26 protein-coding genes and 1 other RNA gene are annotated in these 26133 nt (G+C 71.9%); 21 read left to right on the forward strand and 6 right to left on the reverse strand.

What is annotated here, in order from left to right; all coding sequences use genetic code 11:
- Positions 1-66: 66 nt before the first annotated feature.
- Positions 67-1041 (forward strand): cobalamin biosynthesis protein, encoded by a 975-nt coding sequence (locus JOD54_RS11960; protein WP_204450610.1) that lies wholly within the window; start codon positions 67-69, stop codon positions 1039-1041.
- Here JOD54_RS11960 and JOD54_RS11965 read toward each other — a convergent pair.
- Genes JOD54_RS11965 through JOD54_RS11975 form a run of 3 tightly spaced genes read right to left on the reverse strand, consistent with a single transcriptional unit; the run spans position 974 to position 3062 of the window.
- The gene (locus tag JOD54_RS11965; RefSeq protein ID WP_204450611.1) at positions 974-1759 is read right to left on the reverse strand and encodes an SURF1 family cytochrome oxidase biogenesis protein; all 786 of its coding nucleotides are present in this window, start codon (positions 1757-1759) and stop codon (positions 974-976) included. The genes JOD54_RS11960 and JOD54_RS11965 overlap by 68 nt on opposite strands.
- A 20-nt stretch (positions 1760-1779) precedes the next feature.
- The gene (locus tag JOD54_RS11970) at positions 1780-2625 is read right to left on the reverse strand and encodes a fructosamine kinase family protein (protein WP_372440308.1); all 846 of its coding nucleotides are present in this window, start codon (positions 2623-2625) and stop codon (positions 1780-1782) included.
- A complete protein-coding gene (locus JOD54_RS11975; protein WP_204450612.1) occupies positions 2607-3062 on the reverse strand; it encodes a low molecular weight protein-tyrosine-phosphatase in 456 nt (151 codons plus the stop codon). Before JOD54_RS11975 ends, JOD54_RS11970 begins: the two co-directional genes overlap by 19 nt.
- 29 nt (positions 3063-3091) lie before the next feature.
- Here JOD54_RS11975 and JOD54_RS11980 point away from each other — a divergent pair, with 29 nt between their 5' ends.
- The 5 genes from JOD54_RS11980 to JOD54_RS12000 are packed head-to-tail and all read left to right on the forward strand — an operon-like array spanning position 3092 to position 6995.
- Entirely contained in the window at positions 3092-3262 is a 171-nt protein-coding gene (locus JOD54_RS11980) for a hypothetical protein (RefSeq protein ID WP_204450613.1), read from the forward strand.
- Positions 3263-3317: 55 nt separating this feature from the next.
- Positions 3318-4337, forward strand: a complete 1020-nt coding sequence (gene cobC / locus JOD54_RS11985; protein WP_204450614.1) for an Rv2231c family histidinol phosphate aminotransferase CobC — start codon at positions 3318-3320, stop codon at positions 4335-4337.
- Complete coding sequence (locus JOD54_RS11990; protein WP_204450615.1) at positions 4334-5173, forward strand: Nif3-like dinuclear metal center hexameric protein; 840 nt, start codon at positions 4334-4336, stop codon at positions 5171-5173. Before cobC ends, JOD54_RS11990 begins: the two co-directional genes overlap by 4 nt.
- Positions 5170-5907: a zinc ribbon domain-containing protein gene (locus JOD54_RS11995; RefSeq protein ID WP_204450616.1), complete on the forward strand. Its 738-nt coding sequence runs from the start codon at positions 5170-5172 to the stop codon at positions 5905-5907. The genes JOD54_RS11990 and JOD54_RS11995 overlap by 4 nt, the downstream gene beginning before the upstream one ends.
- Positions 5904-6995 carry a bifunctional RNase H/acid phosphatase gene (locus JOD54_RS12000; RefSeq protein ID WP_204450617.1) on the forward strand — a complete coding sequence of 364 codons (1092 nt, stop codon included), beginning with the start codon at positions 5904-5906 and terminating at the stop codon, positions 6993-6995. The genes JOD54_RS11995 and JOD54_RS12000 overlap by 4 nt, the downstream gene beginning before the upstream one ends.
- 7 nt (positions 6996-7002) lie before the next feature.
- Here JOD54_RS12000 and ssuE read toward each other — a convergent pair whose 3' ends face one another.
- Positions 7003-7575, reverse strand: coding sequence for an NADPH-dependent FMN reductase (gene ssuE, locus JOD54_RS12005; protein WP_204450618.1), 573 nt, complete (start codon positions 7573-7575; stop codon positions 7003-7005).
- 221 nt (positions 7576-7796) lie between these two features.
- On the opposite strand from ssuE, the gene rnpB reads away from it, so the two are divergent.
- The 9 genes from rnpB to JOD54_RS12050 all read left to right on the forward strand — a co-directional run bounded on the left by rnpB (position 7797) and on the right by JOD54_RS12050 (position 16771).
- Positions 7797-8183, forward strand: an RNA gene (gene rnpB / locus JOD54_RS12010) — RNase P RNA component class A.
- 366 nt (positions 8184-8549) lie between these two features.
- Positions 8550-8843 (forward strand): hypothetical protein, encoded by a 294-nt coding sequence (locus JOD54_RS12015; protein ID WP_239573351.1) that lies wholly within the window; start codon positions 8550-8552, stop codon positions 8841-8843.
- 19 nt (positions 8844-8862) lie between these two features.
- Positions 8863-9390, forward strand: a complete 528-nt coding sequence (locus JOD54_RS12020; protein WP_204450619.1) for a hypothetical protein — start codon at positions 8863-8865, stop codon at positions 9388-9390.
- Entirely contained in the window at positions 9374-12301 is a 2928-nt protein-coding gene (locus JOD54_RS12025; RefSeq protein WP_307859958.1) for an ATP-binding protein, read from the forward strand. The genes JOD54_RS12020 and JOD54_RS12025 overlap by 17 nt, the downstream gene beginning before the upstream one ends.
- Before the next feature lie 106 nt (positions 12302-12407).
- Positions 12408-14438, forward strand: coding sequence for a magnesium transporter (locus tag JOD54_RS12030; RefSeq protein WP_239573352.1), 2031 nt, complete (start codon positions 12408-12410; stop codon positions 14436-14438).
- A 3-nt stretch (positions 14439-14441) separates the two neighbouring features.
- Complete coding sequence (locus JOD54_RS12035; protein WP_204450621.1) at positions 14442-15068, forward strand: hypothetical protein; 627 nt, start codon at positions 14442-14444, stop codon at positions 15066-15068.
- The gene (locus JOD54_RS12040) at positions 15065-16072 is read left to right on the forward strand and encodes a C40 family peptidase (protein WP_204450622.1); all 1008 of its coding nucleotides are present in this window, start codon (positions 15065-15067) and stop codon (positions 16070-16072) included. Before JOD54_RS12035 ends, JOD54_RS12040 begins: the two co-directional genes overlap by 4 nt.
- Positions 16073-16087: 15 nt before the next feature.
- On the forward strand, positions 16088-16564 hold the full coding sequence (locus JOD54_RS12045; RefSeq protein ID WP_204456226.1) for a hypothetical protein: 477 nt from the start codon (positions 16088-16090) through the stop codon (positions 16562-16564).
- 9 nt (positions 16565-16573) lie between these two features.
- The gene (locus JOD54_RS12050) at positions 16574-16771 is read left to right on the forward strand and encodes a hypothetical protein (protein ID WP_204450623.1); all 198 of its coding nucleotides are present in this window, start codon (positions 16574-16576) and stop codon (positions 16769-16771) included.
- A gap of 430 nt (positions 16772-17201) precedes the next feature.
- On the opposite strand, the gene JOD54_RS12055 is transcribed toward JOD54_RS12050, so the two are convergent.
- The gene (locus JOD54_RS12055) at positions 17202-18242 is read right to left on the reverse strand and encodes a M48 family metallopeptidase (RefSeq protein ID WP_204450624.1); all 1041 of its coding nucleotides are present in this window, start codon (positions 18240-18242) and stop codon (positions 17202-17204) included.
- Positions 18235-19248 carry a M48 family metalloprotease gene (locus JOD54_RS12060; RefSeq protein ID WP_204450625.1) on the reverse strand — a complete coding sequence of 338 codons (1014 nt, stop codon included), beginning with the start codon at positions 19246-19248 and terminating at the stop codon, positions 18235-18237. Before JOD54_RS12060 ends, JOD54_RS12055 begins: the two co-directional genes overlap by 8 nt.
- A 146-nt stretch (positions 19249-19394) precedes the next feature.
- On the opposite strand from JOD54_RS12060, the gene panB reads away from it, so the two are divergent.
- From panB to JOD54_RS12090, 6 genes are all read left to right on the forward strand, one after another.
- Entirely contained in the window at positions 19395-20255 is an 861-nt protein-coding gene (gene panB, locus JOD54_RS12065; protein WP_204450626.1) for a 3-methyl-2-oxobutanoate hydroxymethyltransferase, read from the forward strand.
- Positions 20256-20350: 95 nt separating this feature from the next.
- Positions 20351-21298 (forward strand): prolyl aminopeptidase, encoded by a 948-nt coding sequence (pip, locus tag JOD54_RS12070; protein WP_204450627.1) that lies wholly within the window; start codon positions 20351-20353, stop codon positions 21296-21298.
- A gap of 102 nt (positions 21299-21400) precedes the next feature.
- Positions 21401-23125: an NAD+ synthase gene (locus JOD54_RS12075; RefSeq protein WP_204450628.1), complete on the forward strand. Its 1725-nt coding sequence runs from the start codon at positions 21401-21403 to the stop codon at positions 23123-23125.
- Positions 23126-23151: 26 nt separating this feature from the next.
- On the forward strand, positions 23152-24552 hold the full coding sequence (locus JOD54_RS12080; protein ID WP_204450629.1) for an RNB domain-containing ribonuclease: 1401 nt from the start codon (positions 23152-23154) through the stop codon (positions 24550-24552).
- Between the two features lie 44 nt (positions 24553-24596).
- Positions 24597-25265 carry an NADPH-dependent F420 reductase gene (npdG, locus tag JOD54_RS12085; RefSeq protein WP_204450630.1) on the forward strand — a complete coding sequence of 223 codons (669 nt, stop codon included), beginning with the start codon at positions 24597-24599 and terminating at the stop codon, positions 25263-25265.
- Entirely contained in the window at positions 25258-26025 is a 768-nt protein-coding gene (locus tag JOD54_RS12090; protein WP_204450631.1) for a helical backbone metal receptor, read from the forward strand. The genes npdG and JOD54_RS12090 overlap by 8 nt, the downstream gene beginning before the upstream one ends.
- Positions 26026-26133 lie beyond the last annotated feature (108 nt).

Consider the following 26133-nt stretch of genomic DNA (forward strand, 5'->3'; position numbering starts at 1 on the left):
CGCACCCCGGCCGCCCGCGGCGCTACGGTTCCCCCGCCAGGGGGAAACCGACCGGGAGGTCCGCCGATGTCCGCGACGCGCGCGTTTGGCCTGCTCCTGGGGGTCGCGGCGGACGCGGCCTTCGGTGACCCCCGCCGCTGGCACCCGGTCGCCGGGTTCGGGCAGCTCGCCCAGCGCGTGGAGCGGGTCGTCCACCGGGACAACCGGGGCGCGGGAGCCGTCTACACGGCTGTTCTGGCTGGTGGCGCGGTGGGTCTCGGTGTGTTGGTCGATCGCGCGAACAACCCGATCGTGCGGATCGTGGGCACGGCGGCGGCCACCTGGGTCGTGCTGGGCGGGCGGTCGTTGGCGGCCGAAGGGTGGGCCATCGGGGCACGGTTGAGCGAGGGGGACGTCGACGCTGCCCGGGAGCGGTTGCCCCACCTGTGCGGGCGGGATCCGTCGACGCTGGACGAGGCCGGGCTGGCGCGGGCGACGGTGGAGTCCGTGGCCGAGAACACCTCCGACGCCGTAGTGGCGCCGCTGCTGTGGGGTGCCGTCGCCGGTGTACCCGGGCTTCTCGGGTACCGAGCGGTGAACACGATGGACGCCATGGTCGGCCACAAGTCACCCCGGTACCTGCGGTTCGGCTGGGCCTCCGCGCGTTTGGACGACCTGGTCAACCTTGTCCCCGCCCGAGTCGCGGCGGCGCTGACGGTCGTAGGCGCGCCTGCCGTTAAGGGGGATCGTCAGCGCGCAGTGGAGGCATGGAGGCGGGATGCCGGGGCTCATCCGAGCCCTAACGCCGGTCAGGTGGAAGCCGCGTTCGCGGGCGCGCTCGGAGTCCAGTTGGGTGGGCGCACCGAGTACTCCTACGGCGTAGAAGAACGGCCGACGCTGGGGGAGGGGCGAGCGCCTGACGCGACCGATGTCGCACGGGCGGTGACCCTGTCGCGGGTCGTAGGGCTGCTCACTGCTGGTCTGGCGGCTTTGATCAGCCTGAAGCGGCGCGCTCGCGGGCCTCATCCTCGGCGAGGATCTCGGCGACCGACTGGCGCTTAGGCCGGTCCTCCGTGAGCGAGCCCCCTGGCTTGATCTCGCGCCAGGTGAAGTAGAAAAGCCCTAGCAGCGCCATCGCCCCGAACGCGATCCACTGCAACGCGTAAGAGAGGAACGGGCCCGCCTCTAGTTGGGGGAGTGGCAGCGCACCGAGGACGCCCGGTGAGCCCTCCTCGAGTTGCACGTAGCCCGGCTCGATCTTCAGGTTCGCCGCGCGGCCCACTACGCCCGGGTCGATCGCATAGACCTGCCGATGGCCGTCTTCCTCGAACGCCTCGCGCTCGGTGCTTTCCCCGCCGCGAACGCGGGCGAGCAGGTTGACCTGCCCTGCAGGCGCCTGCGCGTAGTCCGGCACGCGGACACCTTCGCCAGGACGCACGTAACCCCGGTCGACCAGGACAACGCTGCCATTGGCGAGGCGGAACGGGGTCAAGACCTCGAAGGCGGCGTTGCCTTGCACTGTCCGCAGGCGTGCCAGAGCCTCGCCCTCGGGCAGGTAGCTGCCGGTGAGGGTGACACGACGCCACGGGTCCGACGGCACCGAGCCGATCGGCGCCGGGGGAGCGTCGAACGAGGACTGAACGGCGTCATTGGTGGCCTGGCGCTCGTCGTGCCGTTGGAACTGCCATGGCGCCAAGAGCGTGAAGCAGGTCACGGCGAAGGCCACGACGACCAGGGCCAGCATCAGCCAGCCCGGACGCAGCAGCAGTTTCAACCGCACCCCACCACGGTAGGCCAGGCTCATGCCCGTAGTGCCGCCTGGGCTGCCGTGACCGCCTGCCGTGCGTAGCCGGAGCCGAACAAGACGGTGTGCACGAGCAGTGGGAACAGTTGGTGCAACGGAACCCGGGCACGCCACCCGTCGGCCAATGGCCGGTGTTCGTCATAGGCGGCGAGGATCGTCTCTAGGTGCGGGCAGCCGAAGAGGGCCAGCATCGCCAGGTCGGTCTCCCGGTGACCTCCATGTGCCGCCGGATCTATGAGCCACGCCTGGTTCGACCAGACGACGTTCCCGCTCCACAGGTCGCCGTGCAGCCGCGCGGGAGGTTCTCGCGGAACGTCGATCCGGGCGCACGCCGCCTCGATCATCGAGACACCGTCGGGGTCGATCAGGTGGCGATCCGCGGCGTTGCGCAGGTACGGCTGGACGCGGTCGGCGACGTACCACTGGGCCCAGTCGGGGCTGGGCACGCACCGCATCGGCGCGAGACCGATCCACGCGTTCTCCGGGCCGGTGGACGCGCCGAACCCCTCCGCGCCCCAAGCGTGCAGGTCAGCGAGGTCCCGCCCCAGCGCCTCGGCGGCTGCCCGGGTCGGCTCCGACGGTTCGACCTGCTCCATGACCAGCCAGCGGTAGTCGTGCGCGCGCACGTTCGGCAGCGCTACCGCTCCCGGCTCGGCCAGCCAGGTCAGCCCGGCCACTTCGGCGGTGACCGCCCCCGGCCGCGGGTCGTACTTGGCCACCACGAGGTCGCCGTCCTCGGTGTCCACCTCGAACACGTGCCCGGCGATCGCGTGCACGCCCACCGGGGTCAGCCCGGTGAGCTCCGCCACGGCCGCGGCCGGGTTCAGTTCTCCTGGACCCACCGCACCAGCCCGGGGCAGGCGGCCTCGACCATGGCCAACACCTGGTCGAACCCGTCCGGCCCGCCGTAGTAGGGGTCCGGAATGTCAAGATCCGTCTCGGCACCGGGGTCGAAAACCCGGAACAATGTCACGCGTTCGGGGTCAGGCACCCGGGACCGCAGAGCGCGCGCGTGCCCGGAGTCCATCGCGACGAGCAGGTCGGCGTCGAGGTGGTCGGCACCCACCTGCGCCGCCACGTGCGACGTCGGGTAGCCGTGCCTGGCCAGCACCCGCGCGGTCCTCGGGTCGGCGGCTTCGCCCACGTGCCAGCCGTCGGTGCCCGCGCTGCTCACCCGCACCCGGTCGGCCAGCCCGGCCCGGCGCAGGTGTTCACCGAACACGAGGGCGGCCATCGGGGACCGGCAGATGTTCCCGGTACAGACGAAGCAGATGTGCACGCGGTCAGACTAAGAGGAAGGGGCCTCACATGGACAAGCCGTGGTGGACGCTCGACCCTGCTGACCCTGTCCCCGACCGCCTCCTCTTGGCGGTAGAGCACCACATAACGCTCCGCGTCTCCTCGGACGAGCTAGCGCGCCGCCGAGCCTGCCATTGGCTCCGCGCCAACGACCTGACGCCGCTCGCCGACTGCGACTGACCTAGGCGAACACCCGCGCGCCTATAGGCCGGGCAGGCTGCCTAGGATTGTGGGGATGACCAGCGACGACTTGCTCCGGCACCACGGGGACGTGGATGCCACACCCGGGTTGGTCGACTTCGCGGTCAACGTCCGAGGCGGACGGCCACCGGCCTGGTTGCGGGAGCGGTTGGCGCAGGCGCTGGATCGCGTGGGGGCCTACCCGTCCGCGGCGGACGACCTCAGGGCCCGGGAGGCGGTCGCGGGCAGGCACGGGTGCGCGCCGGACGAGGTGTTGATCCTCAACGGGTCGGCGGAGGGGTTCTCGCTGCTGCCCAACCTCGGGTCGCGGAAGGCGGCGGTTGTGCACCCGTCGTTCACCGAGCCGGAGGTGGCGTTGCGGGCGGGCGGGATCCCCGTGCACCGGGTGCTGCTGGACCAGGCGGACGGGTTCGTGCTCCACCCGGACCGGGTGCCCGGCGACGCCGACCTCGTGGTGATCGGCAACCCGACGAACCCGACCTCGGTGCTGCACCCCGCCGAGGCGATCCGCGGGCTCGCCCACGGGCGGGCGGTGCTGGTCGACGAGGCCTTCATGGACGCCATCCCCGGTGAGCCCGAGACGCTCGCGGGGGAGGCCGGGATCCTGGTGTTCCGCAGCCTGACGAAGATGTGGGCGTTGCCCGGTCTGCGCGCCGGGTACGCCATCGGGCACCCGGACCTGCTGGCCCGCCTCGCCCACAACCGTCCACAGTGGCCGGTTGGCACCCTGGTCCTGGAGGCCGTGGTCGCCTGCTGCGAGGCGCCCGCGCTGGCGGAGTCCGAGGTGGCCGCCCTCGACGCCCAAGCGCACCGGGAGGCTCTGCGGGAGCGGTTGGCCGGGTTCGTGGTCGGTGACCCGCGAGCGCCCTTCCTGCTCCTGGAGGTCCCCGACGGCGAGCGGGTCCGGCTGGCCCTGCGCGATCTGGGGATCGCGGTGCGCAGGGGCGACACCTTCCCCGGACTGGGGAGCGACCACCTGCGGGTCGCCGTGCGGTCGCCGCAGGAGTGCGAGCCGCTGGTCGCGGCGCTGCGTGAACTGGAGGTACGACCGTGAGCACCGTCGCCGACGCGATCCGCGTCCTGGAGGCCGCCTACCCGCCCGCGCTCGCCGAGGGGTGGGACGCGGTGGGCCTGGTCTGCGGGGACCGCGCGGAAGCGCTCACCAAGGTCCTCGTCTGCGTCGACCCCACGCGGTCCACTGTGGATGAAGCGGTCGAGAGCGGCGCCCAGCTCATCGTCGCCCACCACCCCCTCATGCTCAAGGGTGTCCACGGTGTCCCTGCCGACACGCCTAAGGGCTCTCTCGTGCACAAGCTCATCCGCAACGGCATCGCCCTCTATTGCGCGCACACCAACGCGGACGCCGCTGACCCCGGGGTCTCCGATGCGCTCGCGGAGGCGATCGGGCTCGTAGTCACCGCACCGCTGAATCCGAACGCCGATGGCCGCACTGGCATAGGCAGGATCGGCGAGCTTCCCGAAGCCGAGCCGTTCGCGCTCTTCGTAGACCGTGTCGCGCAAGCCTTGCCCGTCACCGAAGGCGGCGTAAGAGCGGCCGGTGACCCTAGCCGTCAGATAAAGCGGGTCGCTGTCTCCGGAGGCGCGGGCGACTCTTACCTCGCTACCGCAACTGCGGCCGGAGTCGACGCCTACGTGACCGCCGACCTACGGCACCACCCCGCCGGAGAGCACCTCGCGGTACCCGGCGCTCCCGCTCTGGTCGACGTGGCGCACTGGGCCAGCGAGTGGCCCTGGTGCGGCCAGGCGGCGGGGATCCTGCGCGCCGGGCTCGGCGGTACGGTCACCGTCGACGTCTCCACACTCCGCACCGATCCCTGGACCGCCCAGTCCACCGGGGCGCCAAGCCGAACCGGGAGGTTCACCGGGTGAAAGCCGATCCAGCCGCCCAGCGCCGCCTGCTCGACCTCGCCGAGGTCGACACCGAACTCGGCCGGGTGCGCCACCGGCGCACCACGATGCCCGAGCTCGCCGAGATCACCGCCGCCGAGACCGCCGTGCGCGCCCGCCGCGACGCCGGGGTCGCCGTGCGCACCCAGCTCGACGACCTGGACCGGGAGGCGGCCAGGCAGGAGAAGGAGATCGACGCCGTCCGCGCCCGCGAGGACCGCGACCGCAAGCTCCTGCAGGGCGGCACCGTCGGCGCCAAGCAGCTGGCCGACCTCGAACACGAGCTGCACTCGTTGGAGCGGCGGCAGAGCGTCCTCGAGGACGACCTGCTGGAGCTGATGGAGCGCCGCGAGGCCGTCGAGCTCGACGTCAAGCACGCCGAGGTCGAGCTGGCCAAGGCCGAGCACGTGCTCGCCGAGGCGACCGGCAGGCGCGACGAGAACCTGGCCGACCTCGACACCACCGAGGCCAGGCGCACCGCGGAGCGGGCGAAGATCCTGCCCGGCCTGCCTGCCGACCTGCTCGCGGGCTACGAGCGCCGGGTGTCGCAGGGCCGCATCGGTGCCGCGCTGCTGCGGGCCCGCCGCTGCGGCGCGTGCAGGCTCGAGCTCGACAGCCGGGAGATCTCGCGCATCCGCGAGGCGGCCGCCGACGAGGTGCTCGAGTGCGAGGAGTGCGGGGCGATCATGGTCCGCACGCCGGAGTCCGGTCTGTGAGGGTTCGGGTCGAGGCCGACGGCGGGTCGCGGGGCAACCCGGGGCCCGCGGGCTACGGCGCCGTCGTGCTGGCCGCCGACACCGGTGAGGTTCTCGCCGAGCGGGCCGAGGCGATCGGCGTCGCGACCAACAACGTCGCCGAGTACCGCGGGTTGATCGCGGGCTTGGAGGCCGCCGCCGAGGTCGGTGCGGACGCGGTCGAGGTGGCGATGGACTCCAAGCTCGTCGTCGAGCAGATGTCCGGCCGGTGGCAGGTCAAGCACCCGTCGATGAAACCGCTGGCCCGTCGGGCGGGCGAGCTCGCCGCCGGGTTCGAGCACGTGACCTACACGTGGATCCCGCGCGAGCGAAACCAGCACGCCGACCGGCTCGCAAACCGGGCCATGGACGGGGCCGCTGCCCCCGAACCGACCCGAGCCCCCCAGCCGACCCGTGCCTCCCCGGCCTCGTGGACCGGTGCGACCGGCAACCCGACCAAGATCCTGCTGTTGCGGCACGGGCAAACCCCGATGTCGGTCGACCGCCGCTACTCCGGCCGCGGCGACGTCGCGTTGACCGATCTCGGCGCCACCCAGGTCGAGGCGGCCGCCCGCCGCATCGCCAAGCTCGACGGCGTCGACGCGGACACCCCGATCATCGCCTCCCCGCTGACCCGCACCGCCCAGACCGCCGCCGCCGTGGCGGCGGCGACCGGCGGCACCGTGGCCACCCACGACGGGTTGCTGGAGACCGACTTCGGCCGCTGGGAGGGCATGACCTTCACCGAGGCGGCCGAGCGGGACCCGGACCTGCACCGGCGCTGGCTGTCGGACACCTCGGTGCCCGCCCCGGGCGGCGAGAGCTTCGACGCGGTGCACCGCAGGGTCAGCGCCGCGCGCGACGAGCTCGTGGAGCGGTACGCGGGCCGCACCTTGCTGGTGGTCAGCCACGTCACGCCCATCAAGTCGCTGCTGCGCCTGGGATTGGACGTCGGCCCGTCGCTGCTGTTCCGGCTGCACCTGGACCTGGCGTCGCTGTCGATCGTCGAGTTCTACCCGGATGGCAACGCTTCTGTGCGTCTTGTGAACGACATCGGGCACCTGAACTGAGGCGGGCTCAGCCGGTGAGCGGCACCGGGGTCAGGTGTGCCGCCGCCGGACGCCTGCGGCGGACCGTTTCGGCGAACCCCGTCAGCACCTCACCCAGCGCAGCGGCGGCCAGCGGGCGCACGTGCGAACCCTCGTGCTCGTCGGCGATCATCTGGTCGAGCACGAAGTGACCCGCGAGCACCTTCGTGGCCCCCATGGCGAACAGCAGCGGCCGCAGCACCCCGTCTATGGCCACGAGGTGCCCCTGGGTGCCTCCAGTGGCCAGCGGCAGCACCGCCTTGCCCGCGAGGGTGCCCGAGGGCAGCAGATCGAGTAGCGACTTCACCAAGCCGCTATAGGCCGCCCGGTACACCGGGCTGGCGACGATGAGCCCGTCCGCCGCGGCCACCGCGTCGACGGCGTCGATGATCGCCGGGTCCGCGGTGTCCTCGGCGAGCAGCGCCACCGTCGGCAGGTCGCGCACGCTGAGCACCCGGGTGCTCTCCCCGAGGGCGCGCAGCTCGTCGGCGACGTGGCGCACGAGCACGCCCGCGCGCGCGGCTGGTGACGGGCTGCCGGAGATGATCAGGATCGAGCCCACGGGGTCTCCCTGGGTGGAAGTGGCGTTCCTTGCCTGCGCTGGCGTCAGCCGCGACAGCCGCCACCGGCGAGCAGCAGGAAGTCCACGTGCCTGCGCCGCGTGAGAACTCGGTCACCGGACATGCCCGCAGTAGATCAGTCCAGGTGGCGGGCGCTCAACGGCGTCCACGCCATGGGACGTGCGGACCGCTGGGTGGACCCCCGTATCCTTGTCCCCGCGGGCGAGTCGACAGGGCGGCCGCGGCGGTGCGCGCACCGACGAGGAAAGTCCGGACTCCGCAGGGCAGGGTGGTTGCTAACGGCAACCCGAGGTGACTCGCGGGACAGTGCCACAGAGAAGAGACCGCCCGGCCGCACAGGCCGGGTAAGGGTGAAACGGTGGTGTAAGAGACCACCAGCACCCCGGGTGACCGGGGTGGCTAGGTAAACCCCACCCGGAGCAAGGCCAAGAGGGGGTCGCGAGACCCCTGCGCAGACGTTCGAGGGCGGCCCGCCCGAGTCTGCGGGTAGGCCGCACGAGCCTGCCGGCGACGGCAGGCCTAGATGGATGGTCGCCACCCGAGACGCGGGTCTCGGGGACAGGATCCGGCTTAGAAGTCGGCTCGCCCGCCCTAGGTGACCCGAATGGCCCTACACCGATTGGAGTAACTGCGCACGCGGCGCGCCGGGAATTTCTCTGTGAGATGCGTCACTCAGAGTGGTCGATGATCGCGCGTGCGGGTGAAACAGCCGCCGGACTAGGAAAATCGGGTGGTCGTGGGTCCTGACCGGCCCGCCCAGGATGATGATGGTGTGGTCAGATTGCAGCCCGACGGGACAGAGGAAGGCCACCAGGTTCAACGGAACGCATCCTCCTAGCTACCGTTAGTAATGACAACGATGTGCCGATCGTGCTGTACTCGACTGGCACCGCACAGACCTGTCGCGCGAGAGCACCACGCCCCCGGCCAGCCCCCGCGCACTTGGGAGATCGAGATGACTACCCCGACCATCGCCGCCCTCATCGACTTCGCCCAGCAGCAACAACCGGATCAGACCGACCTCGACACCAAGGGTGTGCAGGGGTGGTTGCTGGACAACATCATCCCGTTGGGCCTGCTCGCCATCGCGCTCATGCTGCTGTGGTTGGGCGGTGGAAAGGGAGACAACGCGGGCGTGATGCGCAGGCTGGGCGGCGTGATCGTCGCGCTGGCCGTGATCGGCCTGGCGATCAGCAACGACGCGGGCGAGAAGATCGGGTCTTGGCTCGCCAGCTTGCTGACCGGCTGATCAGGCGCGGGGAACAGACGTGCGGATACGCACCGACGACGAGGTCTACCGGGTCGACGCCGTGTGGCTCGGCCCGCCCAAGGCCACCTTCCCGTTCCGCGCGCGGTACGTGGCGTGGGGGGTCGGCACCGTTGTCTTCCTCGTCGTGCTCACGCTGCTGCGCAACCTCGGGGTCAGCCTGTTCTGGTCCTTCGCCTGGGGCCTGGTGGCCACCATCGCGCTGACCATGGTCATCTGCTCGCGGATCAGCCACGAGCGCCCGCTCGGCGCCGTGCTGACCATGTGGCTGCGCGAGCTCAACTCCCCCCGCGAGAGCACCTCGGGCACCGGCGGCGCCGTCAGCGCGGGCGGGCTCAAGGTGCGCGCGGAATTACCGCGGCGCGACCAGCGCGGGTCCGACCGCAGGCGCGCCAAGACCGCGCGCCGGGCCGAGCAGGCCCGCCGCCGCGCCAGGGCGGCGCGCACGGCGAACCCGCAGCCGCCCCGCACGTCCGGTTATGCCAGGAGCACGAGGAACAGGGAGGTCAGCGGTGTTCGGACGCCGTAAGCGCGAGCGGGACGCCCTCGCGCCCTATCCGGCGGGACATCCGCACGACCGAGCACCGCAACCCGGTCGCACCAGGCACAGCGCGCGCTACCAGCAGGCCCAGGCGCCGCGCGGGGGCAAGCGCCTGCCCGGTGAGTCCGCCATCCCCAGCTACACCCCCGAGATCTCCGCCCGCACCATCGACGGGCACCTGCTGCGCACCGGCACCGACGTCTACGCCTGGTACCGCCTCGCCCCGCAGCGCTGGTCGTTCCGCTCCGACTCGCAGCGCCAGGACCTGATCGCCGCCATCGCGGGCCAGTACGCCGAGCTGGCGGGCCGCTGGCTGCACCTGCGGGTCACCACCCGGCCGTACCCGATCCGGATGTGGGCCGAGGCGCACGTGCACAACGCGGTCAACCGGCTGCCGGACGTGCCGGGCGCGTTGAGCTTCGACGACTACCTCATCGGCGAGCAGCAGCAGCTCCTCGGCCGCTCCATGGCCGAGAAGGAGGTCTACCTCGGCGTCCAGGTGCAGACCCGCAACGTGGTCGACCGGGCCGTCGAGCGCGCCGCCCCGTTGCTGCGCAAGGTCTTCCCGGACGCGGTGGACGCCGAGCTGCTGGCCATCGAGAGCGAGGTCGAGCACCTCGACCAGGTCATCGGGTCCGCCGGGCTGGAGGGCCGCCCGGCCACCGCCGAGGAGATGTCCTGGCTGATGCACCGGTCCTGCTCGCTGGGGCTGCCCGCGCCGCGCAACATGCCCGCGGTGCCCGGGGCCGCCTGGGAGCCGGAGGACCTGGCCAGCTTCACCGACGCCGCCGACTTCCACCAGGACCCGTACGCCCCGACGGTCACCGTGCGCGGCCGAACCGGGTCCAACGCCGGGGTCACCCGGCACGTCACCGTGCTGACCGTGGGCATGATGCACGGCCTGCAGATCCCCGAGATCGACGACCCGTGGGTCCAGCGCAGCGACCGGCTGCCCGCCTCGGTGGAGTGGTCGGCGCGGATCTACGTGCGCAAGCCGGAGGAGGTCTCCGGCGAGCTGCAGCGGCAGATGAACAAGGTCCGCTCGCAGGTCAAGCACTACACCGACGAGCACGAGCTGGAGCCGCCGCAGTCGCTGGCCAGGCAGGCGAGCCGGGTGCTGGAGATCGACGACGAGATGACCTCCGGCTTCACCGCGCTGGCCACCCGGGTCCGCTCGTGGTGGCGGCTGGCGGTGTCCGGCCCGACCGAGCGCGACGCGTTGCGGCTGGCCCAGCAGCTGCTCGACCTCTACAAGCCGAAGGTGGCCATCGAGCACCCCGAGGCCCAGTACGCGATGGCCCGCGAGTTCATCCCGGGCGAACCGCTGGCCTCCAGCGCCTACCTGCGCCGCGGGTCCGTGGTCTGGGCGGCTTCGGCGGTGCCGACCGCGACCGCCGAGGTGGGTGACCGCCGCGGCATCCTGCTCGGCGAGACCTGCACCGCCACCCGCCGCCCGGTCGCCTGGGACCCGTGGATGGCGCAGGAGATCCGCGACGGCTCTGGGCTCACGGCGATGGTCGCGGGCCTCGGTGGCGGTAAGTCCTTCCTCGGCGGCGGCATCGTCTACAAGACGCTGCGTGCAGGGGCGCACTGGACGATCCTCGACCCGTCCGGTCCGCTCGCCCGGCTGTGCGACCTGCCGGAGCTGCGGCCTTACGCCCGGCCGATCAACCTGCTCAACGCGCAGGCGGGCATCCTCAACCCGTACCGGGTGGTGGCCGAGCCCAAGATCGACCACTTCCTCGACGAGGAGGATCCCGAGCGCGCTTGGCGTCGGGAGAAGGCGCTCGCCGCCGCGACCCGCCGCCGCTTGGTGCTCGACGTGCTCACCGGCTTGCTGCCCTACGAGGTCGCCCGGCTGCCGCAGAGCCGGATCGTGCTGCTGCGCGCTGTGCGGACCGTGGGCGGGCGCGCCGACGCGGACCCGAGCCTGGTGTTCGACGCACTGCGCCGCGACGCCAGCGAGCACCACGAGCACGCCGTAGTGGTCGCGGACTTCCTCGACGAGATGAAGGAGCGGATGTCGCTGCTCATCCCCGAGCGCGGCGCCGACCCCTACAACGAGCAGCGCGACGACCGGATGACCGTGCTGACCATGGCGGGCCTAACGCTGCCCAAGGACGGCGTAGGCCGCGAGCACTGGACCGACGCGGAGTCCCTCGGCGTCGAGATGCTCAACCTGGCCGCCTGGCTCACGCAGCGCTCCATCTACGACCGCCCCAAGGACATGCGCAAGGGCGTGTGGATCGACGAGGCGTTCTTCCTCTCCGAGGTGCCCACCGGCCGGGTGCTGATGAACCGGTTCGCCCGCGACTCCCGCAAGTGGAACGTGCGGGTGCTGCTGTCCTCGCAGATCCCGGCCGACTTCCTCAAGATCCAGGGCTTCGTGGCGCTGCTGGACTCGGTGTTCATCGGCAGGCTCGACGACGACGCCGCCCAGGCGGACGCGTTGCGGCTGCTCAAGGTGCCGGTCGGCGCGGGCTACGAGCAGGTGGTGGCCAGCCTGGGCCGCCGCCCCGGCGCGCACCGCGGCATGGTCGAGCGCGACACCGCGCCCCGGCAGTTCATCTTCGGCGACGGCGCCGGTGGTGTGGAGCGCATCCGCATCGACCTCTCCGGTGAGCACCTCGACCACCTGCGCACCGTCATGGACACCACCCCCGACGCGCAGCGCGAGTCCGCGCGCGCCGTCGCGGCGCCCGAGCTCCCGGCGCCGACCCCGCCGAGCGAGTACGAGTTCGAGCCGCTCGACGGCACCGTCGCCACCGACGAGGAGTTCGAGCGGGCGGCGGAGTTCGAGCTGGGTCTGACCGAGGAGGACTTCGTCGGGGAGCCGGTGCCCGGCGGCGGGGACGACCCGGAGGGCAAGAAGAAGCGCGACCGCGAGGACGCGGCATGAACCTCGGCGCGGACCCTGTCCGCGACCGTGACCGGTTGGCTAAGTTGATCAAGCTAGTGGCACTCGTGTCTGGTAACCCGAGCCCGGCGAGGTTGGTGGACGTCACATGATCACGCTCCTGGTGGTGGCCGCCGCCACGCTGCTGCTCGCGGCGCGGCGGCGGAGGAGACAACGCGGCGAAGCGCTGACCCGGCGCGGCTGGTCCATGCTCGCCGTCATCGGCGTGCTGACCTTCCAGGCGGTGATCGGCAGTCCCGCCATGGCGCAGGCCAACGACTCCTGCGTGCCCAACCCGGAACGCCCAGGCGCGGGCATGGTCGGCGCGCTCGACCCGCCCCAGGGCAACGGCGAGGCCGACAGCGCGTACCTGGTCTACGGGTACGCGGGCATGGTCTGGCACGTCTACGACGAGTCGTGCGGCGGCGTCATCCCGGCTGGCATGTCCGACCCGGGCGCCACGATCGACAACTGGGCGGGCAACGAGCTGTTCAACATGGCGAAGAACATCGTCGGCGCCACGAACTCGTTGCACTACACGCTGATGAACGGCGGTGTGCTCGGCGGTCTCAACGAGCAGATCGGCAAGGCGGCCGACTCGATCTTCAACAACATCTACACCCAGCTGTTCAGCATCTTCATGCTGCTGCTGGCCGTGCTGCTGTTCCGCCAGATCTGGAAGGGCGACCTGGCCACGGTCAGCAAACGGGCGCTGTTCGCCTTCGCGGGCATGTGGTTGGCAGCGTCGTCGGCGGTGCTGGTGGCCAACTACGACCGCGTCGACGACGTGATCGTGCGGACCACCACCGGCATCCAGGGCGGCTTCGTCGACCCGGAGGAAGACCGGGTCGTGCGGCACATCCTGCCGACCGACCTGCACAACAAGGTCGTCTACGAGAACTGGCTGCGCGGCGAGTTCGGCGACCCGCAGTCACCGCAGGCGCGCGACTACGGCCGCAAGCTGCTCGACGCGCAGGCGTGGACCCGCGACGACCTGGTGACCGGCCGCGACGCCGACAACGCCGCCGAGCAGGCCAAGAAGAACGAGTACAAGACGATCGCCACCCAGCTCGGCCCGGCGACCGGCTACTTCAAGGGCACCGACGGCTCGCGCACCGGTGCTGGCGTGCTCGCCCTGTTCCAGTCGATCGTGTACTCGCTGTTCCAGCTGTTCGCCAAGCTCGCCGTGCTGCTCGCGCAGCTGCTGCTGCGCGTCCTCGCGCTGACCGCCCCGGTGATCGGCCTGGTCGCCCTGGTGCACCACGACATCCTGCGCAAGGTCGGCCGCGCGGTCGGCGCCGTGGTGCTCAACGTGCTGGTGCTGGCGGTGCTGGCGGGCGTCCACTTCAAGTTCCTCGAGCTGATCTTCTCCCCGGAGGCCAAGCTCTCGCTGCTGACCCAGATGCTGCTCGCGGCCATCGTGACCCTGGTGTTCTTCCTGGTCGGCCGCCCCGGCAGGCGCATGTGGCAGATGATGGAGCTCTCCGTCGGGGCTGCGGGCGCGTCGATGCCGGGGGCGGGCGCGGGGATCTTCTCCCGGTTCCGCCGCAACAAGCACCAGGGACCGACCCCGCAGGACGACTTCTGGGAGCACGTGCGCGACGGCGAGGCCGAGGAGGCCGCCGAGGCGGGCGCCTTGGCCCGCACCAGCGGCCGCAGGCCCCGACCGGAGGCGAGCAACCCGGTCACCGTGCACGCCGAGCGGATGGACGTGCGCCGGACCCAGGCGGCCATCGGCGCGCCGCGGCCGAGCCTGGAATCCGCGCGCGGCGAGGTGCACGGCGAGGTCGTGCTCAACAACCTGCCAGGGGCCGCGGGCGCGACCAGGCTGGCCATCGGCAGCGGTCGGGCCAGCCGGATGGTCGACACGTCCCCGGTCGCCGACCGCGGCTGGGACCGCGGCGAGGACGCCGTGGTGATCCCGTCGATGGTGCCCAGCAGGCGCGGCGAGTTCGAGGCCCCGGTCGAGCCGAGGCCCAGCAACCCGGCGCCCAGGGTCGCCGACGTCGAGATGGTCGCAGGCAGGCCGGTGCACGTGGTCTACCGGCCCTCGCGCGGCCTCGAAGTCGCCGACAACGCCCCGCCGCGCCGGATGCCGCTGCACGACGGGCCCCGCGAGACCGACGCGGTGGTGAGGTGACCCGTGCCGATCCGCACCAACCGCGGCCGGGCCGCGGTGTACCGCAAGCTGTGGGGCTGGCCGCTGCGCTCGCCCCGGCACTTAGGGGTCGCGGTGTTCATCGCCGCGCTCGTGCTCACCGCGGCCGGGATCGTCATCCCCAAGGTCGTGGGCACGAAGGGGGGTAACCAGGTCACCGCGGGCAGCCAGTCCTCGGTCTCCGCCACGACCACCACCCGCCCCGGTCAGGTCCCCGACGGCGGCCTGGGCACCCAGACCACCACCAGCCCGCTGCCGACCAGGCTCACCTCGACGCCGAGCCCCACCCCGCGGCCGAGCGCGCCGCAGGAGGCGCTGGACGTGGTCACCAAGTGGGCCGAGCGCTGGGTCGACCACCCGACCGGCATCACCGCCCAGGACTGGCTGGAGCGGCTGCGCCCGTTCACCACCGACGAGTACCTCGGGGTCATGGCCAGCGTCGACCCGGCCAACATCACCGCGACGAAGGTGACCGGCCCGATCCGCACCGAGACCTCGTTCGCCAAGTCCGTCGAGGCGCTGGTGCCCACCGACGACAAACCGCTGCACGTGACGGTCATCGACACCGGGCAGGGCTGGAAGGTCGCCAACTACGAGCAGGGGTCGGCATGAAAACGGCCTTGATCGTCGGGACCGTCGTGGTCGCCGTGTTCACCACGGTCATCTCCACCGGAGCGATCAACCAGGTCGTCCAGCAGGACCAGGCCGCGGAGGCCAAAGCGGCCGGACTGGGCAACTGCAACGCCGCGCTCGGCCCGGCGAGCACCGGCCCCGCGGGCTCCGGCGCCGCGGACGCGGGCAGGCTCACCGAGGAGCAGCGCGGCACCGTCGCCATGATCATCGCCATCGGCAAGCAGCGCGACCTCGGCTCGCGGGCCTGGCAGATCGCGATCCAGGCGGGCATGACCGAGTCCGGCCTGCGCAGCCTCGACTACGGCGACCGCGACTCGCTGGGCATCTTCCAGATGCGGCCGTCGATGGGCTGGGGCACCCCGCAGGAGGTCACCAACCCGACCTACGCCATCAACAAGTTCTACGACGTGCTGCTCAACGTGCCCAACTGGGACACCCAGCGCCCCGGCGACTCGGCGCAGGACGTGGAGCGCTCCGGGTTCCCCGACCGCTACCACCAGTGGGAGGCCATGGCCGCCCACCTCATCGGCGAACTCGGCCACGTCGAGAACTTCACCGGCTGCGGCACCGGCTTCGGCAACCTGCTGCCCGCGCCGACCGCGGCCGCGGGCACGGCCATGCAGTTCGCGTTGGGCCAGCAGGGCAAGCCCTACGTGTGGGGCGCGGCCACCAACCAGCAGAACTCCTACGACTGCTCCAGCCTCATGGTCCAGTCCTACCGCTCCGGCGGCATCAGCCTCCCGCGCACCTCGCGCGAGCAGTACCGGGCGGGCGCGCTGCTGCCGCTGGAGCAGGCGCAGCCGGGTGACCTGCTGTTCTGGGCCTACGACGAGTCGGACCCGACGACCATCCACCACGTGGCGATGTACCTCGGCGATGGCAAGATCGTGGAGGCCCAGCAGACCGGCGTCCCCGTGCACATCCGGCCGGTCTCCTGGACCGAGGGCGAGCTGATGAACCAGGCCGTGCGGCCGGGGGTCTGAGGAGAACCGTTGAACATGTACCCACCGGGGCCGATCCCCCGCCACCCCGGACCACCGGCCTCCGGCGCGCCGGTGCGCGACTTCCTCAACTCGGCCGCGCGCCCCGGGGTCAGCGAGGGGTACGTGGTGCTGCCGCGCTCGCTCGCCGAGGCCATGCCGCTGCCCTGGCAGCAGCACATGGCCCACCTGCTGCACGAGTTCCACCAGGTCTACGCCCACCTCGACTGGCCGGAGTACCGGGTCGTGCCGTCGCGCCGCGAGCGCCTGGTCGACCTCGACGAGGACCAGCTCGCCGAGGTCGGCTGCATGGTCGAGATCGACGCCGAGGGCGAACTGGTCTACCGCGAGCGCAACGGCCGCCGCATCGAGAACCCGGAGCGCCAGGAGGTCCTGGTGTCCTGCCTCGACCCGATCCCCAGCCAGCACCACAACGCCAACCAGGACACCCCGCCGCGCGGTTTCCCGGTGCAGCAGTCACCCAACTGGGGTTAGGTGATCGGTATGACAGACGACCCGAACCCCGACCCCGGCTGGTACTACAACACCAAGACCAACCAGGTGGAACACGGCACCCGGTCCCGCTCGGTTGACCTGCTCGGCCCCTACCCCGACCGGGCGACCGCCGAACGAGCCCTCGACATCGCCCGCGAACGCACCGCCGCCGCAGACAAAGCCGACCGCTGGGACAACGACGACTGACCCCACCCCGAGCGGCCCCATCCGGGGCCGCTCCCGGCGTGGTCTCTCATGCGGGTTGGCCCCGCAGGGGGCGTTCAGCATCCCCGCCCAGCCCGCCCCGCCCGCCGCTGCGGCGACCCCGCACTCCCGGCCCGGTCACCACATCGGTCGCGCCGTTCGGGCCTTCATCGCATGGCCGCTCAGGCGTTGTCGCGCAGCTGCCCCGCCTGCAGCTGTTCCGCCTGCTCCCGTCCCGGTCGTCCTCCCACACCACCGCAGCAGTCTCGTGCTCGCGTCCACCGCGGCACCCGACTCGCCGTCCCGATGTGCCGGTCATCAGCCTCAAGGCGCACGCCCTAGCTGCCCAGACGTCATCGCGCGGCTCGGCCAGCACCGTAGGCGGACGCGCGCTATGTCGCCTCGGGTCTCATCGCTTGGCCGCCCAAGCCGCTCAGGCGGCGTCGCGCAGTTCGGTCAGCACCGCTGGGAGTTGTTCCGCCAGCTCCCCGTCCAGCTCGTCCTCACCCTCCACCACGGCGGGCCCGTACTCGCGCCCGGCCACCGCGTCGATCCGCTCCCGGGTGGACGGGTGCGTGGAGTCCGTCGAGTCCTCGTCCCCGATGACCACCTCGTCGAGGCCCTCCAGGCACACCAACTGCGCCGCCCAGACGTCGTCGTCCTCGCGTCGAACCGCGGCCAGCAGGTCATCCACCGCCCGGTCGCCCAGGTGCGTCTTGCGCAGCAGCGACACCAGTGCCGCCGCTCCCGCCACTCGGGCGGCCAGGTGGTCGGCGTAGAGCTCGGCACGCCGCGATGACCGCAGCAGCAGCCGATCCTGCGCCGCCATCAGCGCGAGCATCGGGAAGGTCAGCAGCCACCTGATCGGGTGCCACAGGATCGCGAGGACGACCATGAACTCCGAGTCGGTGTCGTCCAGCGGGATGCTGAGCTGGTCCGCTCCTTGGACCAACCCGTCGAGTGAGGGGCCGATCAGCGCGGATCGCCGGGGGTCGCCGTTCGCGCCGTGGGCCAGTTCGTGGGCGAGCAGGGCCACCCTCTCCTGCGCGGTGAGCAGGTTCCACAGCGGGTAGCCCAGGGTGATCACCGGGCGCCTGCGGAACCAGATCATCCGGTAGTTGGCGTTGAACTCCGCCGACACCTCGAACCGCCACACCCGCCGGGTGCCGAGCTCGTCGGCGATCTGGTCGGCCAGGGCGTACAAGGCGGGCGCGGACTCCCGCTGCACCACGTTGTGCTCGGCGTACAGCAGGCCCAGTCGCGGGCCGGTGGCCAGAGCCATGCCGAACAGGACCAGCGCGAATCCGTAGAGGGCGTACTTGTCGAACCCTTCCAGCGTGCTCGCCACGTAAGCCAGCCACCCGCAGAACGCCATGACCCCGGCCGTCACCAGGTACGAGAGGACAGCGAGGAGGCCTGCGGTCCGGGTGGCGGTGTCCGCGCCGGGCTTGGCAGGCAGGTCCGACTCACTCACGGCGCAGTGCGGACACGACGTCACGTGCTGCGGGGGCCAGTTCGTGGTCCGCCCGCCGCGCGTCCTCCACTGTGGACACCACAGCCGCGGGGCCGTAGGCCCGCCCGAGCAGGGCGGCGACGCGGCGATCCGTCGGCGGGTGGGTGGAGTCCGTGCTCTCCCCGTCCTCGACCACCACCGGTCCCAGGTCGGTCAGCCAGGCGCGGGAGTCGGCCCAGATGTCGGTGTCGCCTCGGGTGATGCCGGTGCGGAGGGCTCGCATGGCGGGTTCGGCGAGGTGCAGTTTGCGCAGCAGTGACACCTGGGCGTCGGCACCGGCGACGGTCGCGGCGAGGTGGTCGGCGTAGAACTCGGCTCGTTGGGACGCGGCCAGCAGCAGCTTTTCCTGCAGCCGCAGCAGCCCCAGCAGCGGGGACGACACGAGGGCGCCCAGTACCCGCGGCCCCGAGACCTCGCCGCGTCCGCGCAACGTGTGGAGACCTTCGACCAGGGCGTTGAGCGAGGGCGCGATGAGGGTGCCCCGGCTCGTGTCGCCGTTGACGCCGTGGGCTTGTTCGTGGGCCAGGAGGGCGACGCGCTCGTCCGGGTCGAGGAGGTTCCAGAGGGGGTAGCCGACGGTGAGCACCACGCGCCTGCGGAAGCCGACCACCCGGTAGGACGCGGTGAACTCGGCGGAGACCGCGATCCGCCACACCTTGCGGCCGCCGAGCCGCGCGGTGACGGCGTCGACCACCGCGTAGGTCGCCGGGGCGGCCGGGCGCGAGACCGGGGTCGTGTCGGGGTGCCCGCGGCCGAGCCGGGGGCGGATCAGCACGGCGAAGGCGACCAGGGCGGCGGCCAGGACCCAGGCGAGCGCCGTGCGGTGGCCGGTCAGCAGCCACGCGGCCAGGACCAGCAGGCCCGCGGTGCCGAGGTAGACCACGATCGCGACCCCGGCCGCGGCTCGGGTGGCGGCGTTCGCGCCTGGTTTGGCGGTGACGTCGTCGGCCAGTGATCTTGTGGGCACGGGGGAATGGTGTCACCTCCCTGTGAGGTCTGTCCCACGGTCTCGCCTGCCGCGACGGCCGGTGCGACGCTGGGACGGGTAAGCACCCCGCCACTACCCGGGGACCCGCGATGACGCGGGCCTCGAGGGAAGGACGGTCGACAGCGATGCCAACCGAGCCCAACCCGGAAGTCGCCGCACCCTACGGCACGGGAACCACCCGAAAGCCCGTCAAGCGCGTGCGCGTGCACCACCTGCAGGAGCTCAAGGACCGCGGCGAGCCGTGGCCGATGCTCACCACCTACGACATGTACACCGCCGAGCTGTTCGACGAGGCGGGCATCCCGGTCCTGCTGGTCGGCGACTCCGCGGCCAACAACGTCTTCGGCTACGAGACCTCGCTGCCGGTGACCGTGGACGAGCTGATCCCCCTGGTCCGCGCGGTCGCGGGCGCCACCAGCCGGGCCCTGGTCGTGGCCGACCTGCCGTTCGGGTCCTACCAGGTGTCGGTCGAGCAGGCGGTCGCCACGGCGGTGCGGTTCATGAAGGAGGGCCGCGCGCACGCGGTGAAGCTGGAGGGCGGGCGCGTGTTCGCCCCGCACGTCCAGGCGATCACCAACGCGGGCATCCCGGTCATGGGCCACATCGGGTTCACCCCGCAGAGCGAGCACAACCTCGGTGGTTACCGGGTGCAGGGCCGCGGCGAGACCGGGGACGGGATCGTCGCCGACGCGGTGGCGCTGCAGGCGGCCGGGGCGTTCGCGGTGGTGATGGAGATGGTGCCCGCCGAGGTCGCCAAGCGGGTCACCCACGAGCTGCGGGTGCCGACCGTGGGGATCGGTGCCGGGCCGGACTGCGACGGCCAGGTGCTGGTGTGGCAGGACATGGCCGGGCTGCGCCGGGCGAAGGCGCCGCGGTTCGTGAAGCGCTACGCCAACATCGCCGACACGCTGCTCGGCGCGGCGAAGGCGTTCGCCGACGACGTGCGCGGCGGGGACTTCCCCGCGCCGGAGCACGCTTTCCACTGACGCGCGCCGACCCCGCACGGCAGCTCCCGGGCCGTGCGGGGTCGTTTCCCCGCCGACCCGAGCCGCGCGCCGGTCTCTAGGGCAGCATGGGGCACATGCTCTCCTTGTACCCGCCGATCGAGCCGCACGAGCGGGGCATGCTCGACGTTGGCGACGGCCAGCGCGTGTACTGGGAGGTCAGCGGGAACCCCCGGGGCAAGCCGGTGGTCGTCCTGCACGGCGGGCCGGGCGCGGGGACGAACCCGGTCCAGCGCAGGCACTTCGACCCGGCCGCCTACCGGATCGTGCTGGTCGACCAGCGCGGTGCGGGCCTGAGTTGGCCGCACGTCGGCGACGCGACGGCGAGCCTGGCCACCAACACCACCTGGCACCTGGTCGCTGACCTGGAGCACCTGCGCGAGCACCTGCGCATCGACCGCTGGCAGCTGTTCGGCGGTTCCTGGGGCACCACGCTCGCCCTCGCCTACGCGCAGCGCCATCCCGATCGGGTCACCGAGATCATCCTGCGCGGCGTCTTCCTGTTGCGTAGGGCGGAACTGGACTGGCTCTATCGCGGGGGAGCGGGCGCGGTGTTCCCAGAGGCATGGGCGGAGTTCTTGCGCCTAGTGCCTGCGGGTCGTGACCCGCTCGGCGTCTACCAGGAGCTCATCGCCAGCGCGGATCCCGTAGTGCGTGCGCGTGCCGCAGAGGCGTGGAGCAACTGGGAGGGCGCAACGGTGTCTCTTGTGCCAAGCCCGGCACTAGTGGCCCAGTACGCGGACCCGGCTTTCGCGGTCCCCTTCACCCGCCTCGCCCTGCACTACTTCGCGCACGACGGCTGGCTGGAAGAAGACCAACTCCTGCGGGACGCCCACCTGCTGGCGGGAATCCCCGGCAGGGTCATCCAGGGCCGCTACGACATGGTGTGCCCGCCTGCCGCCGCCTGGCACCTCGCCCAGGCCTGGCCGACCGCGAAGCTGGTGATCCTGCCGCAGGCGGGCCACTCCACCGGCGACCCCGGGGTCCTCGAAGCCCTCCGCTCGGCGACGGACGAGTTCCGCTGATTCGGTCATGAAGCCCTGGTCGGGCCACCAGCGCCTATGGTGTTCCTCACCCACGACCCGTATTTTCGCCTCTGAGGCGAAAACATGGTGGAGGATGAGGACATGGCACAGCTCCGGATCGCACTCGCCCAGGTCAACCCCACCGTCGGGGATCTAGACGGCAACGCGTCCGGGGGCGTGTCCTGGGCCCGCAGGGCCGCGGAGGCCGGGGCGCACCTGGTGGTGTTCCCGGAGATGGTCCTCACCGGCTACCCCGTCGAGGACCTGGCGCTGCGCCGGTCCTTCGGGGCCGCCGCCAAGGAGGCGCTGACCCGCCTCGCCGTCGACCTCGCCGACGCGGGCTGCGGCGACCTGCCCACCTACGTCGGCTACCTCGACCACGACGCCGAGGGCCCCCGCAACGCCGCCGCCGTCCTGCACGGCGGGCAGGTCGTCGCCCACCAGTTCAAGCACCACCTGCCCAACTACGGCGTGTTCGACGAGCGCCGGTACTTCAAGCCCGGCCGCGGCCTCGACATCGTCCGCATCCGCGGCCTCGAGGTGGGCATGGTCATCTGCGAGGACATCTGGCAGGAGGGCGGCCCGATCGCCGCGCTCGGCCGGGCCGGGGTGGACCTGGTCGTCTCGCCGAACGCCTCGCCCTACGAGCGCAAGAAGGACGACGCCCGGCTGCCGCTGGTCGCCAGGCGGGCCGCGGAGGCCGGGGCGCCGCTGGTGTACGTCAACCAGGTCGGTGGCCAAGACGACCTCGTGTTCGACGGCGACTCGATGGTGGTCGCCGCCGACGGCACGCTGCTGGCCCGCGCGCCGCAGTTCGTCGAGCACCTGATGGTCGTCGACCTCGACCTGCCCGGCGGGGCCGCCAAGACCGACGCCAAGGCCGACGACGAGTTCGCCGTCCGCCGGACCACGATCTCCGCGGACCCGGTGCCCGCCTACGAGCCGCAGCACGGCCCGACCCTCGCCGAGCCGCTTCCCGAGGAGGCCGAGGTGTGGGCCGCGCTGGTCACCGGCCTGCGCGACTACGTCCGCAAGAACGGCTTCCGCTCGGTGGTGCTGGGGCTCTCCGGCGGCATCGACTCGGCCGTGGTCGCCGCGCTGGCCGTCGACGCGCTCGGCGCCGACGCCGTGCACGGTGTCTCGATGCCCTCGGGCTACTCGTCGGAGCACTCGCGCTCGGACGCCAAGGACCTCGCCGACCGCACCGGCCTGCACTACAGCGTCCAGCCGATCGCGCGGATGGTGGACGTGTTCGTCGACCAGCTCGCCCTCACCGGCCTCGCCGAGGAGAACGTGCAGGCCCGCTGCCGGGGCGTCACGCTGATGGGCCTGTCCAACCAGCACGGTCACCTGGTGCTGGCCACCGGCAACAAGACCGAGCTCGCGGTCGGCTACTCGACCATCTACGGCGACGCGGTCGGCGGGTTCGCCCCGATCAAGGACGTGCCCAAGACGCTGGTCTGGGAGCTGGCCCGCTGGCGCAACGCCGAGGCGGACAAGCTCGGTGAGGTGCCGCCGATCCCGGAGAACTCGATCAGCAAGGAACCCTCGGCCGAGCTGCGGCCCGGCCAGCTCGACAGCGACTCGCTGCCCGACTACGCGCTGCTCGACGCCGTGCTCGACGACTACGTCGAGGGCGACCGCGGCTACCAGGACCTGCTCGACGCCGGGTTCACCGCCGAGGTGGTGGACCGGGTGCTGCGGATGGTCGACCTCGCCGAGTACAAGCGCCGCCAGTACCCGCCGGGCACCAAGATCAGCTTCCGGGCGTTCGGCAGGGACCGCAGGCTGCCGATCACCAACGCCTGGCGGGAGGGCACCCGCTGACCGCGTTCACCGGTTAGGGTGCGAGCGTGGACTCCGCGCTGAACCAGACGGGCGGGGACTTCGCGCGGGTCCGCGCCGACTTCGACCTCCCGGACCGCTTCCCGGCCGCCGCGCTGACCGAGGCCGACCAGGCCGTCTCCGCCGGACCGCGCGGCAGCCGGGTGGACGCGACGGACGTGCCGTTCGTCACCGTCGACCCGCCCGGCGCCAAGGACCTCGACCAGGCCATGCACCTGGCCCGCCGCGACGGCGGGTACCGGCTGCACTACGCGATCGCCGACCTGGGCGCGTTCGTCGACCCCGGTGGCGCGATCGACGCCGTGGCCCGCACCCGCGGCCAGACCGTGTACCTGCCCGACGGCAACGTGCCGCTGCACCCGACGGCCCTGTCCGAGGGCGCCGCGAGCCTGCTGCCGGACCAGCGCCGCGCCGCCGCGTTGTGGACGATCGACCTGGACCACGACGGCAACCCGGTCGGCGCCGACGTGCGGCGCGCCTGGGTCCGTTCGGTCGCCCAGTTCGACTACGAGACCGTGCACGCCGACATCGACGCGGGCCGGGCGCATCCGTCGCTGGCCCTGCTGCCCGAGGTGGGCGCGCTGCGGCGGGCTCTGGCGATCAAGCGCGGCGCGGTCGAGTTGCAGTTGCCGGAGCAGGACATCGAACGCGACGGGGACGGCTGGGGGCTGGTGCTGCGCCCGCGCACCCCGGTCGACGCCTGGAACGCGGAGCTGTCCCTGCTGACCGGCATGTGCGCGGCCCAGATGATGCTGCGCGCCGGGATCGGCGTGCTGCGGACCCTGCCCCCGGCCGACGACGGCGCCGTCGAGTGGCTGCGCCGGTCCGCCGAGGCGTTGGGCATCGAGTGGCCCGCCGACGCCAGTGCCGCCGAGCTGCTCGCGACCCTGGACCCGACGGATCCCGCGGCTTTGGCGCTGTTCATGGACGCGACTCGGCTGCTGCGCGGCGCCGGGTACACGGTGTTCGACGGCGAACTGCCAGAGATCACCACGCACGCGGGCATCGCGGCCGCCTACGCCCACGTCACCGCGCCGCTGCGGCGCCTGGTCGACCGGTTCGGCATCGAGATCTGCCTGGCCGTGTCGGCGGGTGAGCCGGTCCCGGAGTGGGTGCGCGAGGCGCTGCCGTTGCTGCCGGGCCTGATGGAGACCTCCGACTCGCACGCGGCCAAGGTCGACCGGGCCTGCCTGGACCAGGTCGAGGCGTGGGTGTTGGGCGACCGGGTCGGCGCGGAGTTCGACGCGGTGGTACTGCGCGCGGAGGCGACCGTCGCGGAGATCTTCATCCCGGAACCGCCGGTGCTGGCCAAGGCGGCGGGGGAGGGGCAGCGCGAGGGCGAGCGGGTGCGGGTCCGGCTGACCGCCACCGACCCGATCCGCCGCCGGGTCGCCTTCGAGCGGGCGTGAGTCGCTACCGTGCACGGCATTGGCTCTGGTGAAGGGAAACGCACGTGGCGCAGTTGGGGCAGCTGAAGGTCGGAGTGCTGGGCGGGACCGGGCCGCAGGGCCGCGGGCTGGCGCTGCGCTGGGCGAAGGCGGGCATCCCGGTGGTCATCGGTTCGCGCGCGGCCGACCGGGCTGAAGCGGCCGCGGCGGAGTTGCGCGAGCTGGCGGGCGTCGAGCACGTGACGGGTCTGGACAACGCCGGGTGTGCCGCCGATGCGGACGTCGTGCTGGTGGCCGTGCCCTGGGACGGGCACCGCGACCTGCTGGAGAGCCTGCGCGACCAGCTCGCCGGCAAGATCGTCATCGACTGCGTGAACCCGCTGGGCTTCGACAAGCAGGGCCCGTTCGCGCTGCCGGTCGAGGAGGGCAGCGCCGCGCAGCAGGCCGAGCAGGTGTTGCCGGAGTCGCGGGTCACCGCCGCCTTCCACCACGTGTCCGCGGTGCTGCTGGCCGACCTGTCGGTGGCCGAGGTCGACATCGATGTCCTGGTCCTCGGCGACGACCGCGAGGCGACCGACACGGTGCGCGAACTCGCCGACGCCATCCCCGGCATGCGCGGCGTCTACGGCGGTCGGCTGCGCAACGCCCACCAGGTCGAGGCGCTCACCGCGAACCTGATCGCGATCAACCGCCGGTACAAGTCCCACGCGGGTCTGCGGATCACCGATGTCTGACGCGGTCGACGACCACGGGGGCGTCGTCGGCCGGGTCGGTTCGTTCCGCCGGGTGGTCAGCCTGGTGCCGTCGCTGACCGAGGCGGTCGAGGTGTCGGCGCCCGGCCTGCTGGTCGGTGCCACGGACTACTGCACCCACCCGTCCACTTTGGACGCCGCCAGGGTCGGCGGCTCGAAGTACCCGGACCTGGCCGCGGTGCGCGACCTGCGGCCGGACCTGGTGATCACCAACACCGAGGAGAACCGCCTCGCCGACGCCGAAGAGCTGCGCGCGGCGGGCGTCCCGGTCTGGGTGACTGACGCCCCCGCAACGGTTCCCGCCGGCCTGGCCTCCACCCGCCGCCTCTTGTCAGGCCTAGGCGTCAGTCCCACCTGGCTCGACGAAGCAGACGCCTCTTGGTCGACCGTCGAGCCGCTATGGGCAACGGCCATCATCCCCGTCTGGCGCAAACCATGGGTGGTAGTAGGAAGAGACACCTTCGCCGGAGACGTCTTACTGCGCCTAGGAATCGCGAACGCCTACGCAGCAGACCCCGAACGCTACCCCCGCCCCTCTATAGACGACCTCAACGCCACCACGGCCGACCTGGTCGTCCTACCCGACGAACCCTACGAGTTCACAGCCGACGACGGCCCAAACTGGTTCCCCCACAAGCGATCCGCCTTGGTAATTGGCCGCTACCTGACCTGGTACGGCCCCTCCTTGGTGACCGCCCGAGCCGAACTGACCGCCGCCCTGGCAGGGCCTGGCACTACCTAGGCCAACCAAGGCTTGTTCCGGCCGGAACTTCTCCCTTTCTTGTGGGCGTCGTTTGCCCTGCCTCTCAACCACACCGCCCGCGCCTTCTACGACAAGGTGGCCGTCTAT

This window comes from Actinokineospora baliensis, from assembly GCF_016907695.1.
Lineage (GTDB): Bacteria > Actinomycetota > Actinomycetes > Mycobacteriales > Pseudonocardiaceae > Actinokineospora > Actinokineospora baliensis.

Bases quoted from the DNA above. Each gene is read 5' to 3' on its own strand.
- JOD54_RS11960 (WP_204450610.1), top strand. From the start codon at position 67: ATGTCCGCGACGCGCGCGTTTGGCCTGCTCCTGGGGGTCGCGGCGGAC.
- JOD54_RS11980 (WP_204450613.1), top strand. From the start codon at position 3,092: ATGGACAAGCCGTGGTGGACGCTCGACCCTGCTGACCCTGTCCCCGAC.
- cobC (WP_204450614.1), top strand. From the start codon at position 3,318: ATGACCAGCGACGACTTGCTCCGGCACCACGGGGACGTGGATGCCACA.
- JOD54_RS12015 (WP_239573351.1), top strand. From the start codon at position 8,550: ATGACTACCCCGACCATCGCCGCCCTCATCGACTTCGCCCAGCAGCAA.
- JOD54_RS12030 (WP_239573352.1), top strand. From the start codon at position 12,408: ATGATCACGCTCCTGGTGGTGGCCGCCGCCACGCTGCTGCTCGCGGCG.
- JOD54_RS12040 (WP_204450622.1), top strand. From the start codon at position 15,065: ATGAAAACGGCCTTGATCGTCGGGACCGTCGTGGTCGCCGTGTTCACC.
- JOD54_RS12045 (WP_204456226.1), top strand. From the start codon at position 16,088: ATGTACCCACCGGGGCCGATCCCCCGCCACCCCGGACCACCGGCCTCC.
- JOD54_RS12050 (WP_204450623.1), top strand. From the start codon at position 16,574: ATGACAGACGACCCGAACCCCGACCCCGGCTGGTACTACAACACCAAG.
- panB (WP_204450626.1), top strand. From the start codon at position 19,395: ATGCCAACCGAGCCCAACCCGGAAGTCGCCGCACCCTACGGCACGGGA.
- pip (WP_204450627.1), top strand. From the start codon at position 20,351: ATGCTCTCCTTGTACCCGCCGATCGAGCCGCACGAGCGGGGCATGCTC.
- JOD54_RS12075 (WP_204450628.1), top strand. From the start codon at position 21,401: ATGGCACAGCTCCGGATCGCACTCGCCCAGGTCAACCCCACCGTCGGG.
- JOD54_RS12090 (WP_204450631.1), top strand. From the start codon at position 25,258: ATGTCTGACGCGGTCGACGACCACGGGGGCGTCGTCGGCCGGGTCGGT.